The 14,626-nt window shown below is 46.3% G+C and carries 14 protein-coding genes; all 14 read left to right on the top strand.

Going from position 1 to position 14,626, the window contains the following annotated elements:
- Positions 1-124: 124 nt before the first annotated feature.
- Entirely contained in the window at positions 125-781 is a 657-nt protein-coding gene (locus tag AC0TWI_RS20375; RefSeq protein ID WP_488128176.1) for a YczE/YyaS/YitT family protein, read from the top strand.
- The gene (gene cymR / locus AC0TWI_RS20370) at positions 781-1,206 is read left to right on the top strand and encodes a cysteine metabolism transcriptional regulator CymR (RefSeq protein ID WP_488128175.1); all 426 of its coding nucleotides are present in this window, start codon (positions 781-783) and stop codon (positions 1,204-1,206) included. The genes AC0TWI_RS20375 and cymR overlap by 1 nt, the downstream gene beginning before the upstream one ends.
- Before the next feature lie 21 nt (positions 1,207-1,227).
- Complete coding sequence (locus AC0TWI_RS20365) at positions 1,228-2,370, top strand: cysteine desulfurase family protein (RefSeq protein WP_488128174.1); 1,143 nt, start codon at positions 1,228-1,230, stop codon at positions 2,368-2,370.
- 14 nt (positions 2,371-2,384) lie between these two features.
- Positions 2,385-3,500, top strand: coding sequence for a tRNA 2-thiouridine(34) synthase MnmA (mnmA, locus tag AC0TWI_RS20360; protein ID WP_488128173.1), 1,116 nt, complete (start codon positions 2,385-2,387; stop codon positions 3,498-3,500).
- 110 nt (positions 3,501-3,610) lie between these two features.
- Positions 3,611-4,288 (top strand): tetratricopeptide repeat protein, encoded by a 678-nt coding sequence (locus AC0TWI_RS20355; protein ID WP_488128172.1) that lies wholly within the window; start codon positions 3,611-3,613, stop codon positions 4,286-4,288.
- Between the two features lie 12 nt (positions 4,289-4,300).
- Positions 4,301-6,688: an SF1B family DNA helicase RecD2 gene (recD2, locus tag AC0TWI_RS20350; RefSeq protein WP_488128171.1), complete on the top strand. Its 2,388-nt coding sequence runs from the start codon at positions 4,301-4,303 to the stop codon at positions 6,686-6,688.
- Positions 6,689-6,767: 79 nt separating this feature from the next.
- The gene (locus AC0TWI_RS20345) at positions 6,768-7,238 is read left to right on the top strand and encodes a PRC-barrel domain-containing protein (protein WP_488128170.1); all 471 of its coding nucleotides are present in this window, start codon (positions 6,768-6,770) and stop codon (positions 7,236-7,238) included.
- 21 nt (positions 7,239-7,259) lie between these two features.
- Complete coding sequence (locus AC0TWI_RS20340; RefSeq protein ID WP_488128169.1) at positions 7,260-7,448, top strand: hypothetical protein; 189 nt, start codon at positions 7,260-7,262, stop codon at positions 7,446-7,448.
- A gap of 166 nt (positions 7,449-7,614) precedes the next feature.
- Positions 7,615-8,532 (top strand): ArsR/SmtB family transcription factor, encoded by a 918-nt coding sequence (locus AC0TWI_RS20335; RefSeq protein ID WP_488128168.1) that lies wholly within the window; start codon positions 7,615-7,617, stop codon positions 8,530-8,532.
- 197 nt (positions 8,533-8,729) lie between these two features.
- Entirely contained in the window at positions 8,730-9,989 is a 1,260-nt protein-coding gene (locus tag AC0TWI_RS20330; RefSeq protein ID WP_488128167.1) for an extracellular solute-binding protein, read from the top strand.
- Positions 9,990-10,118: 129 nt separating this feature from the next.
- Entirely contained in the window at positions 10,119-11,024 is a 906-nt protein-coding gene (locus AC0TWI_RS20325) for a carbohydrate ABC transporter permease (RefSeq protein WP_488128166.1), read from the top strand.
- Positions 11,025-11,027: 3 nt separating this feature from the next.
- On the top strand, positions 11,028-11,858 hold the full coding sequence (locus tag AC0TWI_RS20320; protein WP_488128165.1) for a carbohydrate ABC transporter permease: 831 nt from the start codon (positions 11,028-11,030) through the stop codon (positions 11,856-11,858).
- 14 nt (positions 11,859-11,872) lie between these two features.
- On the top strand, positions 11,873-13,678 hold the full coding sequence (locus AC0TWI_RS20315) for a glycoside hydrolase family 2 protein (protein WP_488128164.1): 1,806 nt from the start codon (positions 11,873-11,875) through the stop codon (positions 13,676-13,678).
- On the top strand, positions 13,678-14,622 hold the full coding sequence (locus AC0TWI_RS20310) for a glycoside hydrolase family 43 protein (RefSeq protein ID WP_488128163.1): 945 nt from the start codon (positions 13,678-13,680) through the stop codon (positions 14,620-14,622). The genes AC0TWI_RS20315 and AC0TWI_RS20310 overlap by 1 nt, the downstream gene beginning before the upstream one ends.
- Positions 14,623-14,626: the final 4 nt, after the last annotated feature.

Raw genomic sequence — 14,626 nt, 5'->3', positions numbered from 1 at the left:
AAGGGGGAAGCAAAATCCAGCACCACACGATTCCAATGATAGGATCTTTGGAGCAGGCCCCTTGCAAATATGCATTCAATGGTGTGAATATGATATAATGTGTGAATGCAAAGGAGCCAGGTACATGCGAAAAAAGGATCATTTGATTGCCCGCTTACTGATATTTACAGTCGGCCTGCTTATTATGGCTCTCGGCATTGTGCTGATGATCAGGTCTGATCTTGGCGCCTCGCCATGGGATGTGCTGCATGTCGGGCTATTTTACCAATTTGGACTTACGGTCGGTTCTTGGTCGATCCTTGTCGGCTTTCTTATCTTGGGAAGCGCCGCGATCATGCTGAGAGAATGGCCGCAGTTCGGCGCTTATTTGAATATGCTGCTTGTCGGCATTTTTATTGATATGTACATGGCAATGCCATTTATAACGCAGCCTCAAACATGGCCGGGAAAAACGGTGATGTTCCTTGTGGGCATGCTTGTTTACGCATATGGAATGGGAATATACTTGTCCGCTCAATTGGGGGCCGGTCCGCGCGACAGCTTTATGCTCGCGCTCACTGAAAAAGCCGGGTGGCCTGTCGCAAAGTCAAGAAGGGCGATGGAAGTGATCGTCCTGGTCATCGGCTGGATGCTAGGCGGCCCAGTATTCATCGGCACCGTCATTTTCAGTTTGGCGGCGGGAACATGCATTGGCATTGCCCTTCCGCAATGCCAGAAGTGGACGGAAAGATGGATGAAACGCGAAGATTCGGGCAAGAAAATAGAACGGGGTGCAAGTTAATGAAGATTTCGACGAAGGGCCGCTATGGTCTGACCATAATGATTGAATTGGGAAAGCGTCATGGGGAAGGACCGATTTCATTAAAATCGATCGCGAAGACGTATAACTTATCCGAGCATTATCTGGAACAGCTCGCCGGGCCGCTCCGGAATGCCGGCTTGATCCGCAGCATTCGCGGTGCTTACGGCGGATATATGCTGGCAGATGAACCGGCAAACATTACTGCAGGCGACATCATTCGGGTTCTGGAAGGCCCGATCAGCCTTGTGGAGGCAATTGATGATGAGGAGCCGGCAAAGCGTGACCTGTGGATGCGCATCCGTGATGCAGTCAAAGGCGTACTCGATCACACGACAGTTGAAGACTTGGCAAATTTCGAAGACGAGAGCCAAGACGGCCTCGATTCCTATATGTACTATATTTAATCGTTGAGAAGGGTGAAAAGGATGGAAAAAATATATTTGGACCATGCAGCGACAACGCCTGTTCATCCGCAGGCCGCCGAAAAAATGGCAGCAATGATGACGGAGAATTTCGGAAATCCGTCCAGCATCCACTCATTTGGCAGAGAGGCAAGGAGAATCCTTGATGAATCAAGGACGATCCTGGCCGACAGCATCCATGCGAAATTTACGGAGATTGTCCTGACAGGCAGCGGCACGGAAGCGGACAACCTGGCGATTATTGGAACCGCTAGAATGAACCGAGAGCGGGGAAAACATATCATCACGACTTCTATCGAGCATCATGCGGTCCTCCATGCCTGCCAATTTTTAGAGAAGGAAGGCTTCGAAGTCACTTGGCTTGAGCCGGATGAAACAGGCAGAATCCTTGTGGAAGATGTGAAAAAGGCGCTCCGTGATGATACAATTCTTGTAACCGTCATGTATGGGAATAACGAAGTCGGCACAATCCAGCCAATCCGGGAAATCGGGGAGCTGCTGAAGGATCATCCGGCCTATTTCCATACGGACGCTGTTCAGGCATACGGGGCTGTCAAGCTTGATGTGGACGAACTGAAGGTGGATCTGCTTTCGGTGACGGCTCATAAAATCAATGGCCCGAAAGGAACCGGCTTTCTTTATGTCCGCACAGGGACGAACCTTGCTCCGGCTACGTACGGCGGTGAGCAAGAAATGAAACGCCGGGCTGGAACGGAGAATCTTGTTTCAATCGCCGGTTTCGCTGAAGCAGTCAAGGTGATGGAAGCATCGCGCGAACAGAAGTTAGAACAATACAAAGAAATGACAAACACCTTTTTGTCGATTTTGGACAGAGAAGGGATTCAATACAAAGTGAACGGGTCAGAGGATTTCCGTCTGCCCCATGTACTCAATATCAGCTTTCCAGGAACGGACGTAGAATCAATGCTTGTCAACTTGGATATGGCCGGTATAGCCGCATCAAGCGGTTCCGCCTGCACAGCCGGATCGGTCGAACCGTCGCATGTGCTTGTGGCGATGTTCGGCAAAGAGTCTGGGCGTGCGCGAAATTCGATCCGTTTCAGTTTTGGCCTCGGCCTTTCAGTCGAGCAAGTGAAGGAAGCAGCCCAAAAAACAGCGGAAATCGTCCGCAGGCTGCAAAAGTGAAAGGAAGATGAAAAATGAACAAAGCACCTGAACAAACACGGGTCGTTGTGGGCATGTCGGGTGGCGTCGATTCATCAGTTGCAGCCCTCTTGCTAAAAGAGCAAGGCTACGAAGTAATCGGCATTTTCATGAAAAACTGGGATGATACCGATGAAAATGGAGTATGCACGGCAACAGAAGACTACCAGGACGTCATCCGGGTATGCAACCAGATCGGCATTCCGTATTATGCCGTCAATTTCGAAGAACAATATTGGAATAAGGTTTTCACTTATTTCCTTGATGAATATAAAGCCGGCAGGACACCGAACCCTGACGTGATGTGCAACAAAGAGATCAAATTCAAGGCGTTCCTTGACCATGCAATGAAGCTTGGCGCCGATTATTTGGCAACTGGCCATTATGCACAGGTCGACCGGAGCGGTGGAGAAGTAAAAATGCTTCGTGGCGCAGATGACAACAAGGACCAAACGTATTTCTTGAATCAGCTGAGCCAGCAGCAGCTGGAAAAAGTCCTTTTCCCGATTGGGGAAATCGACAAAAAGCAGGTACGGGAAATCGCTTTGAAAGCTGGCCTTGCCACCGCAACGAAAAAAGACAGCACCGGCATTTGCTTTATCGGCGAACGGAACTTCAAGGAATTCCTGAGCGGTTATCTGCCTGCACAGGAAGGAACAATGGAGACGCTCGGGGGCAAGAAAGTCGGCAAGCATGACGGGCTGATGTATTATACGATCGGCCAGCGCCATGGTCTTGGCATCGGAGGCGCGGGAGATCCGTGGTTCGTCGTCGGCAAAGACTTGAAGCGCAATGTCCTCTATGTTGAGCAAGGGTTTGATCATCCATCCCTTTACTCCACTTCGATCAAAGCAACAGATCTCAGCTGGGTATCAGATACAGAAAAACCGGTTGAATTCCAATGCACTGCGAAATTCCGTTATCGCCAACCGGACCATGAAGTGACCGTACGGCTTTTGCCTGGAAAAGAAGCGGAAGTGATCTTCAAGGAACCGGTCAGAGCGGTTACGCCAGGACAGGCTGTCGTCTTCTATGACGGCGAGGAATGCCTTGGCGGAGGTACAATCGATCAGATTTTTAAAAATGAAGAAAAATTGCTGTACGTAGGCTGAACATTAGAGCAGTTCCTCCAAGGCCGGATTAGCGGCAGGGAGGAATGCTCTTTCTTTTTTAAAGGATATGATATAATTTCTATACAAAATCAACGTTCGGAGAGTGACATATGGATAAAAACTTTGAAGGCATCCAGTACTTACAGCAAGGAAATATTGAAAAAGCGGTCCAGCTTTTTACAGAAGCAATTGAGGAAAATCCGCAGGACGCGGTCGGCTATATCAATTTCGCCAATGTGCTCATTTCAGTGGGAGACCCGGAGCGCGCAGAACAATTTCTGAAGCGAGCGCTTGAAGTGGACGATCAGGCGTCTGCTGCCTACTACAGTTATGGAAATCTTTATTTTAACAAAGAAGATTTTGAACAAGCGGCAAAAATGTTCGAAAAGGCAATGAAACTTGATCCTGAATCGAATGATATCGCCTATATGCTCGGCATGTGCTTCGTCAACCTTGGCCGGGATGCGCTTGCCCTTCCGTACTTGCAGCGGAGCGTTGAATTGAATGAAGAGGACGCCGAGGCAAGATTCCAGTACGCCATTGCACTGGCTAAAGTCGGAGAATACGATGCAGCGATTCCACAGCTAGAGAAGGTTTTGGAAACCACACCGGATCATGCCGATGCCCTATATAATCTCGGCGTAGCATTTGCCGCGGCAGAGGAGGATGCATCCAAAGCACTTGGATATTTCGAACAGGCCCTCAGCATCCAGCCGGATCATGCGCTCGCCGCGAATGGAAAGAAGTTAATGGAAGCGGTGCTGGCCGAGGAGGAAGGGGAAGAATAAGGAGGGTCCGCAATGGAGCGGCAAGATTCACTTGATCTATTTTCCGAAAATGAACAATACATAAAAGGACGCCACCTCGTGACGATTTTTCACAATGAGCAAAATATGTATTCGGTCGTCCGGATTCGTATTTCCGATACGAATCTGGAAATGACGGATAAGGAAGCGGTAGTCACCGGCTACTTTCCTCGGATCCATGAAGAGGAGACGTATGTATTTTACGGCATCATGAAGGATCACCCAAAATTCGGCATGCAATTCCAGGCGGAGCGTTTCAAAAAGGATATTCCGCAGACGGAAGAAGGGGTCGTCGCCTATCTTTCAAGTGAACTGTTCAAGGGAATCGGACGCAAGACGGCGGAGCGGATTGTCAAGGCACTCGGCGAAGATGCCATCTCCAAGATCCTCTCGCAGCCTTCCCTTTTGGACACCGTCCCGAAACTCCCTCCGGAAAAAGCAAAGGACCTGTATGATACGCTTGTCGAACACCAGGGGCTTGAACAGATCATGATCAGTCTCAACCAGTACGGCTTCGGCCCGCAGATTTCGATGAAGATCTATCAGGCCTATAAAGAGGAAACGTTGTCCATTATCCAGAAAAACCCTTACCAGCTGATTGAAGATGTGGAAGGAATCGGGTTTGGCAGAGCAGATGAACTCGGTTCTCAGCTTGGTATCAGCGGCAGCCATCCGGACCGGATAAAAGCGGCGTGCCTGTATACGCTGGAAACGGAATGCCTGCAGAACGGCAATGTGTATGCGGATGTCCGCGAGCTGCTCGTCAATGTTAAAAAGCTGCTCGAACAAAGCCAGCCGTTCGAGATTGACTATACGAGCATCTCTGCAGAATTGATCAAGCTGGAGGAAGAAGGGAAAATTATCGGCGAGAATAAGCGCGCCTATATGCCCTCCCTTTATTTTTCCGAAAAAGGAATCGTCACAAGCATCCACCGCCTGCTGGAGCAGACTCAATATGCCGACCAGTTTCCTGAATCGGAGTTCCTGCTTGCTCTCGGCGGCCTGGAAGAACGGATTGGCGTCGAGTATGCCCCTTCTCAGAAGGAAGCAATTCGCACGGCGCTTATGAATCCGATGATGATTCTGACGGGCGGCCCGGGTACAGGGAAAACGACGGTCATCAAAGGGATTGTCGAGCTGTATGCGGAGCTGCACGGCCTTTCGCTTGACCCGAAATCATACAAAGAAGAACCGTTTCCTGTCCTTTTGACAGCGCCGACGGGGCGTGCCGCCAAGAGGATGGCCGAGTCAACGGGGCTTCCGGCGATGACCATTCACCGGCTGCTCGGAATGACGGGCCAGGAAGACCTTGATTCAGAAGGGGGGAGAGAGGTCGAAGGCAGGCTTCTCATCGTGGATGAGATGTCGATGGTCGATACGTGGCTTGCCCACCAGCTGCTGAAAGCTTTGCCGGATGACATCCAGGTGATTTTTGTCGGCGATGAGGACCAGCTCCCGTCTGTCGGACCCGGTCAAGTGCTGAAGGATCTGCTCCGTTCAGGTGTCATACCGACTGTACAGCTGACGGATATTTACCGCCAGGCAGAAGGATCTTCGATTATTGAGCTGGCCCATGCAATCAAGCAGGGAGGCTTGCCAGCCAATTTTTCAGCACAGCAGAAGGACCGTTCTTTCATCCGCTGCGGCAGCGGCCAGATCGCCGAAGCGGTGGAGCAGATCGTCAAAAATGCGAGGCAGAAAGGATTTGCAGCCAAGGATATCCAAGTGCTCGCTCCGATGTACCGCGGACCGGCGGGGATCGACAACCTCAATAAGATCCTCCAGGAAATCTTCAATCCGAACCCTGATGGAAGCAGGAAGGAGCTCTCGTTCGGTGAGGTGAAATACCGGATCGGCGACAAGGTCCTTCAGCTCGTCAACCAGCCGGAGCAGAATGTATTCAACGGCGATATGGGCGAAATCATCTCGATTTTCTATGCCAAGGAAAACACCGAGAAGCAGGATATGATGATCGTCTCGTATGAAGGGACGGAAGTGACGTATTCCCGTCAGGATTTCAATCAGATCACCCATGCTTTCTGCTGCTCAATCCATAAATCTCAGGGCAGCGAATTTCCGATCGTCATCCTGCCGGTTGTCAAAAGCTACTACCGGATGCTGCGGAGAAACCTGCTATATACCGCGATTACGAGAAGCAAAAAATTCCTGATTATGTGCGGGGAAGAATCCGCATTCCGTTCAGGTGTTGAACGGGAAGACGATCAGAAGCGCAAAACCTCGCTGTACGAAAAACTGACGGACAGCGAACACCTTTCGGAGGAAACGAAGGCGGCAGCGGAGACGCCTTTGACGGAAGACTCGATTATGCTGATCGATCCGATGATCGGTATGGGTACCGTGACGCCATATGACTTTGTCTAAATATCCGCTTGGAAAATGTTGCGACTAATGAAATCCCGCCAACGGCAAAAAATAAGTCTGTTCGGAAAGGCGGGATACTTTGCGGACATTTTCTCTCTTAAAAGGCATGCCTGTATATGGAAATGACGGTGAAATGCTTGGAGAAGTGCTGGACATCTGCATCCGGGAAGACGGGACTGTAACGGACGTCCTCCTCCTTGGAAAAGGGCTGGTCGGCCGTAAATACCGGGTGCCGGTTGCAGAAATCCGCACGTTCGGGGATGATGCGATTCTGCTGAAAAACAAAGGGGAGCTTCCCCAGTATGAGCAGCAGGAAAATGAATTCACGATGAACTGCAAGCGTCCCCTCTCGGGAAAAACAGCGTTATCGAAAGACGGAGAGCAGCTTGGCCTTCTCGATGATGTATATTTCCTTGAGGAAATGGGCACAATCGTGGCATACGAACTGACCGATGGTTTCTTTTCTGACATATCGCAAGGAAAGAGAGTAATACGGACTCCAAACCCACCACAGATTGGAAAGGACGCCATCATCATGTCGGTTAAATAAGCTGCGAGGTGGCATATACCCATGATGAAATGTCCGAATTGCCAAAGCAAGGATCTGGGGAAGATCGGAATCAACCAATACTACTGCTGGAACTGCTTCATTGAACTTTCTATCGGCGGAAGAACCATCCACACCCATCAGGTGGAAGAAGACGGTTCACTAAGCTCGCTGGATGATTTGTTTGATGAGCGGGAGAGAAAATTGAGTTAGAAAATGGGGGGCTGATGAAGGAAGCCGATAGGCGTTTCCTTCATCCAGTCCCCTTTTTTATTTCCTTTTTTATACACTTTTTTTAAGGCTCACAACTTCTTTCCTTGTATTCACCACCTGTCTAACGATATTATTACAGTAAAGTATGAAATAAAAGGAGACTGACGTGAGAAACTTACAATTAACTTTGCATGAAGCGATTGAAATAGCAAAGGCGCTCTCAAACGAGCATCGGGTGGAGATTTTAAAACAATTGACAGGCGGCCCGAGAAACGTAAATGATATATCGGAGCTGTTAAATATACCTTTTTCGACTGCAGCAGCACATATTAAAAAATTGGAAGAAGCAAATTTAATAAAAACTGAAATTGTTCCGGGAAGAGGAAATCAAAAAGTCAGCTCAAAGCTTTATGACCGTATTACGATTGATCTGGAGGAAAAAGAGCCGTTAGTTGATGATGAAATTACTTTTGAGTTAAATATTGGGGAATATGTTCATTGCCAGGTTGAACCGACTTGCGGCCTAATCAGTGATAAAGGGATTATTCATATTTTGGATGACCCGAGATCTTTTTTTGAACCAGAGCGGAAAAATGCACAGTTGATCTGGTTCCGCTCTGGTTATATCGAATATCATTTTCCGAACCGTGTTCCTTATGGAACAGAAGTGGAAGAGTTAAGTTTTTCTGTTGAACTTTGTTCAGAAGCACCATACCATAATATGGACTGGCCCTCAGATATTTCGTGTTCCATAAATGATCAGGAGATAGGACAATGGACAAGTCCAGCTGATTTTGGTGGTGAGCGAGGATTTTTAACACCCTCTTGGTGGGAAACTCATAATACGCAATACGGCCTGTTAAAATATTGGAATATCAATAGTGAAGGCAGTTTTATTGATGGTGTTAAAATTTCAGATGTCACAATTGATCAGCTCAAGCTTCAGGAGAGGCCTTATATTTCATTAAAACTTGGAGTAAAAAAAGATGCATTGAATCAAGGAGGCATCAATATATTTGGATCGAAGTTCGGAAACTACGAACAGGGCTTGATCATGAAGATAAAATATGCCCGTATCAGTTAAATCCGCTCATAGTGAATGGTTTCAGTGTAGCTCCTTGAAGGGGCTTTTTTTATTCTTATGCACTTTTTACGGCCTTTTTTGTGATTGTCTATCCGCTAAAAAAATTATTATTACATAAATACTTGATTCATTACACTAAATCATGTAATAATGAATTCAACGTTATGAAAGCGCTTATTAAAAAGGAGGGTTTACAAATGAAGTTTAGTAAATGGATTCTTCTTGTTTTCTCGGTTGTTCTTGTTCTTGCCGGATGCAGCAGTAATAAGTCTGCATCAAAGGATGGCCGCGTAGAAATCACCTTCATTAACGGCTTTACTGGCGGTGATGGAGCCTATATGAAAAAAATTACGGAAGGCTTCAATAAGTCACAGGATAAATACCGGGTTGTTGAAAGCCAAGAAAAAGAGCATTATACCAAATTTAAATCTGGGAATTATGATTTAGTCGTAATCCATGGCAACAATCTTGAAACGTACCGACTTGACGGACTGATTGCTGAAGCTGACTCAATGTATGAAAAGGCCGGGTTTAAGGAGTCTGATTTTCACCCAGCTGGAATGGAATTGGCGGAGCTTGATGGAAAACGATACGGTTTCCCGCTGGATATCCACCCGCTTACCATGTTTTATAACAAAGATCTTGTAACCGAAGCTCCTAAAACGTATGAAGATTTAAAAGCTTTGAACGCTGAATTGCAAGCAACAAACAAGGATTTATATGCATTGGGCATTCCATCTTCTGGTCTGGTTGAATTCTATATGCTCATGATCGCCTCTCAAAATGGGATTGATCTAAAGGATGGCGATAGCCTGAATTTTGCGCAGCCCGAGTTCGCTGATGCTTTAATGACATTCCACGATATGGTTTGGAAAGACAAGGTTTCGCCTGCCAATTTAGGGTTGGATGGGGAATTTAAAGCATTCATGAAAGAGGCGGAATCAGGTTCATCTGTTCAAACAGCTGTTGCTTTGACTGGCCCATGGTTCTATGGGGCGGCGAAAGAAAAATATGGAGATGCATTGGGAATAGCACCAATCCCGCAAATTGGTAAACAGCCTGCTGCTTATGGAAATGCTCATATGATCTCCCTTTCCTCTAAAGTAAAAGATGAAGAAAAACTAGAGGGTATTGCCGAATTCCTTACCTACTTGTATACGCCGGAGAATCTGCTTAATTGGGCTGAAGGGGGCCAGGCGCCTGTTCATATGGCAACAATCGAAAAAATCAAAGCCGAGCCAGAAAAGTATGAAATCGCTTTTCAAAACCAAAAACAGTTCGATGATTATGTGAAACCGCCGCAAGTGTACCAATACGGCGAGCAAATTCGCTATATGAATGAAAAGGTATTTAGTCAGCTTGTTACAAAAAAAGATTTGTCAAGAGATCAATTAATGAAGGAACTGGAAACAGCAACAAAGCAAGCTCAGCAAATTGCGCAAACGAAGCCAAAGTGATTAGAGAGAGTTAAGGAAGAAGAGTGACGGCTCTTTTGTCGTCACTCTTCTTTATAAGAGTAGAAATCTACCATTTTACAATGATCCTAATCTCAGAAAATGATTACTAGACATAGGAGGTTACAAAACATGCAAAAAGGCGCCACATCAAAAACCTCGGCATTTATGATGGTAACTCCCTTTTTTCTATGTTTTCTTTTGTTTTGGGCGATACCTGTGCTTGTAGGAATCTATGTAAGCCTGCATAACTGGAATCTCTCTTCTGGCAATAATGGATTTGTCGGTCTGCAAAATTATGTAGATATTTTAACGCCTGGCACGCTCTACAACGATTATTTCAAAGTGGCATTAAAAAACACACTTGTTTTCGTTGTCATTAGTGTCCCGCCTCTCGTATTGATTGCGTTAATTTTGGCGTTGATCATTAATCAGTTGCCGGCGAAGTTGAAGCCTTTATTCAGGACGATCTATTTTGTTTCCTATTCCATATCGGTCACCGCTGTCTCTGCTATATTCCTGTGGCTTTTTAACGAAAACGGCGGGTTTATTAATAGTGTGCTTGTATCAGGAGGTATATTGAAGGAGCCTGTCAGTTGGCTCAGCCAGCAGCCTTATGCATGGTTATCCGTGCTGATAGCGACTGTTTGGTGGACGATCGGCTTCAATATGATGTTATTCATTAATGCCATCGATGAAGTGGATCCAAGTTTATATGAAGCAGCCGATTTAGATGGAGCGAATTTTTTCGCTAAATTTATCTACATCATTTTGCCGCAAATACGGAATGTTGCTTTGTTCATTGTCATTATGACAGTCATCGCTTCCTTTAATTTATATGGGCAATCGAAACTAATTACGGCAGGCGGTCCTGAACAATCGACAACTTCATTGACCATGAGCATCCAAAACACGGTCATGAGTATGAATCAGCTTGGGGCGGGTTCAGCGATGGCCATTCTTATGGGTCTTATCATGCTGCTCATCACAGCGATGCAATATGCAATGGGAAGAAAAAGAGAAAAGGAAGGGGTATGAAGCATGAATCGGACAAGAAGGAAAAATATCATGATTGTCACTCTTGCCAGCCTAATAGCCATTCTTTTTCTATTGCCGCTCATATGGATGGTGTTCACATCGTTCAAAACATTAAGTGAATCCATGTCCAGTGCTGCCATTCTGCCTAAAACGTGGACATTCCAAAATTACATCGACATTTTTTCTTCCACAACCGATGCCCCGATAATCCGCTGGATTCTTAATACAGCTATCATAACGGTCATCGGAACGGTTTTAGTTGTGGCAATCGATATTCTGGCGGCGTATTCACTTGCCAGATTGAATGTTCCAGGCAAAAAGATATTTCTCGGCATGATTGTGGCCGCTTTGACGGTGCCGGGGATTGTTACCCTATTTCCTGCATTTTATATTTTCAAAAGCCTCAATTTGCTGGATACATTCTTTCCATTAATATTGCCTTATACGGCCGGCACGATGGGAGTCTTTCTGATTTATAACTTTCTCCTCAGCTTTCCAAGGGATTTGGAAGAGGCTGCCTATATAGATGGAGCGTCACAATGGGATATTTTGAGGCATGTTATTTTCCCTTCCATTAAGCCAGTCGCCACCACATTAGCGATTATCACATTCATGGCCATTTACAACGATTATCTTTGGCCTTCCCTCGTTGTAAATTCGAATGAAATGAAAACGATCAGCTTAGGGATCGCTACGCTTATTCAGGGGGCAAATTTCGTGAATCCGGCAAAAATGATGGCTTCTACTGTCATAGCTACCATACCAGCCATTACGATTTTCCTCTTTGCGAATAAATACTTTGTCCAAAGTGTTACCAATTCAGGTATAAAATAAAGGAGACAGATAATATGAGACGCCAAGAATATCCTAGACCACAGCTTGTCAGAAAAGACTGGGTGAATTTAAATGGAACTTGGAATTTTTCGTTTGATGATCAGAATATCGGCCTGCAGCAAGGCTGGCACCAAGATCCAGTTTTATTGAAAAAGAAGATTGACGTGCCCTTTGCGTATCAAACAGAATTGAGTGGAATCCATGATCCATCATTTCATGATTGGGTCTGGTACAGCCGTCAATTTACCGTCCCATCCAGCTGGAAGGACAGGCAGGTCATTCTTCATTTCGGAGCAGTGGACTATCGTGCTTGGGTTTATGTAAACGGAGAATTTGTCGGGTTCCATGAGGGAGGCGGTACGCCATTTTCCTTCGATATCACACATTGCCTGACAGGAAAAGACGAAACCGTAACAGTGAGGGTACATGATCCGTCATCCGATGAAACGATTCCCCGCGGAAAACAGTTTTGGGAAGAGGAGCCCGCTTCGATTTGGTACACAAGGACCACCGGGATTTGGCAGACGGTCTGGTTGGAGTCCGTCCATCCTGTGCATTTTGATACAATCAGGTTTACACCTGATGTAGATGGAGGGAACATTCAGCTCGAGTGGGAAGTGCAGGGCGACTACATTGGCAAACAAGTAGACATCGAGATTTCTTTTCAAAATAAAATTGTCGCAATGGACTCAGTGACATTGCAAGAGACGTATACGAAACGTTCGATCAATCTTTTCAACCATAAGATTTTCCGTACAGGTTATCATCATGATGGCTGGTGCTGGACACCCGAAAATCCCAATTTGTTTGATTGTGTGTTGACTTTGAAAGAGAAAAATGAAGTTTTAGACAAAGTAACCTCTTATTTCGGAATGAGAAAGATCCACACCGAAAATGGAATGGTTTTTCTAAACAACAAACCATACTACCAAAAACTTGTATTAGACCAAGGCTACTGGCCTGAAGGATTGTTGACAGCCCCTGCAGATGAAGCGTTCGTGAAAGATATCGAGCTCGCAAAGGAAATGGGCTTCAATGGTTGCCGGAAGCATCAAAAATTTGAGGATCCCCGATTTTTCTATTGGGCGGACCGTTTAGGGTTTCTCGTCTGGGCCGAGTGTGCATCATCTGCCTCTTACAGTGAAAAATCAGCTTCACGTTTAACGGGCGAGTGGATGGAAGCGGTCGAAAGAGATTATAATCATCCTTCGATTATCACGTGGGTTCCTTTGAATGAAAGTTGGGGCATCCCGAATGTTCGGATCGATAAACAGCAGCAAAATCATTCTCTCGCCATGTATCATCTGCTTAAGGCATTAGATCCAACCAGGCTGGTCATTTCCAATGACGGCTGGGAACTGACAAGGACTGATATTTGCGCGGTTCATAATTACAACCACGGCTCGAAAGAGGAGGTCGCCAAGCAAGAAGTGTTCAGGCAATCCTTATCGACAAAGGAACAACTGCTGCAATCAATGCCTGCCAAGAGAAACATCTATGCCGAAGGGTTTCGTCATGAGGGAGAGCCTATTATTTTGACGGAGTTCGGCGGGATTGGATACAAAGTCGGCGACGACAGCGGTTGGGGCTATACGTCCGTATCGGGAAGTGAGGAGTTCCTCGAAGATTACAAGCGGATTATCGGGCATGTTTACCAATCTGAAATCCTCCACGGCTATTGCTATACACAGCTGACAGATGTCGAGCAGGAAATTAACGGACTGCTCACATATGATCGAGAACCAAAATGCGATCTGCAGGAAATCAGGAAGATCAATGAGCAATGGCATGATGAAATTGTCAAAAAGGAAAAGGCGTGATGGAAAGAGGATTTCGAACAATCAAATCCGTCTTTACCGCCGATATTCACATGAGAGATCCATTTGTCTTCACCCATCATAAAGAAAAGAAATATTATTTATTTGGAACTACGTTTGCTGATGGGTGCGGGGACGTGGATCCGGTTTTTGAAGTGTATGTTGGCGATGATCTGCTTCATTGGGAAGGGCCTTATCTTGCCTTCCAACCCCCTGCCGGTTTTTGGGGAGTACGCCACTATTGGGCGCCCGAAGTATTTGAGATAGACGGGAAGTTCTATATGTTCGCGACGTTTAAGGGTGGAATTGGTGAACATCGCGGAACCGGCATTTTGATAGCTGATCATCCCGCGGGTCCCTATGCACCGCATAGTGAAAAGGCCGTTACTCCAAATCAGTGGGAGTGCTTGGACGGAACTTTTTATGAAGACCCAGATGGTCAGCGCTGGATGTTTTTTTGCCATGAATGGACGCAAGAGTATGAAGGGAAAATAAAAGCAATCCGTTTGAAGCAAGATCTTACAGCTTCATACGGTGATTCAATTGAGATTCTAAATGCAGCAGAGATGCCGTGGATCCGGTCTTTTGGCGATCCGCGCATCGAAAAAGAAGGATACCTGACGGATGCGCCATTTTTATATGAAGCTAAGAATGGGGATCTTTTGCTGTTATGGTCCAGCTATTCTATCCAAAATTATGGTGATTGGGGATTGGGCGGTTATACGGTCGCAGTCGCCCGTTCAAGAACAGGAAAAGTAGAAGGACCTTGGGAACACGATTCACGCCTCTTGATGGATCGCAATGCAGGGCACTCAAGTCTTTTCGAATCGCTTGATGGTGAGCTTTATCTATCCACCCACTATCCGGACACTCCGCATGGATCAGAACGTCCGTTATTCTTAAAAGTAGCAGAGGCAGTAGACGGCCTGGAGGTTAAAGAAAAATAACGGT

The organism is Lederbergia sp. B243.17 (assembly GCF_057657925.1).
Note: the sequence above shows the minus strand (reverse complement) of the source record. Positions and strands in the feature narration are given on the sequence as shown.

Bases quoted from the DNA above. Each gene is read 5' to 3' on its own strand.
- AC0TWI_RS20375 (WP_488128176.1), top strand. From the start codon at position 125: ATGCGAAAAAAGGATCATTTGATTGCCCGCTTACTGATATTTACAGTC.
- cymR (WP_488128175.1), top strand. From the start codon at position 781: ATGAAGATTTCGACGAAGGGCCGCTATGGTCTGACCATAATGATTGAA.
- AC0TWI_RS20365 (WP_488128174.1), top strand. From the start codon at position 1,228: ATGGAAAAAATATATTTGGACCATGCAGCGACAACGCCTGTTCATCCG.
- mnmA (WP_488128173.1), top strand. From the start codon at position 2,385: ATGAACAAAGCACCTGAACAAACACGGGTCGTTGTGGGCATGTCGGGT.
- AC0TWI_RS20355 (WP_488128172.1), top strand. From the start codon at position 3,611: ATGGATAAAAACTTTGAAGGCATCCAGTACTTACAGCAAGGAAATATT.
- recD2 (WP_488128171.1), top strand. From the start codon at position 4,301: ATGGAGCGGCAAGATTCACTTGATCTATTTTCCGAAAATGAACAATAC.
- AC0TWI_RS20340 (WP_488128169.1), top strand. From the start codon at position 7,260: ATGATGAAATGTCCGAATTGCCAAAGCAAGGATCTGGGGAAGATCGGA.
- AC0TWI_RS20330 (WP_488128167.1), top strand. From the start codon at position 8,730: ATGAAGTTTAGTAAATGGATTCTTCTTGTTTTCTCGGTTGTTCTTGTT.
- AC0TWI_RS20325 (WP_488128166.1), top strand. From the start codon at position 10,119: ATGCAAAAAGGCGCCACATCAAAAACCTCGGCATTTATGATGGTAACT.
- AC0TWI_RS20320 (WP_488128165.1), top strand. From the start codon at position 11,028: ATGAATCGGACAAGAAGGAAAAATATCATGATTGTCACTCTTGCCAGC.
- AC0TWI_RS20315 (WP_488128164.1), top strand. From the start codon at position 11,873: ATGAGACGCCAAGAATATCCTAGACCACAGCTTGTCAGAAAAGACTGG.
- AC0TWI_RS20310 (WP_488128163.1), top strand. From the start codon at position 13,678: ATGGAAAGAGGATTTCGAACAATCAAATCCGTCTTTACCGCCGATATT.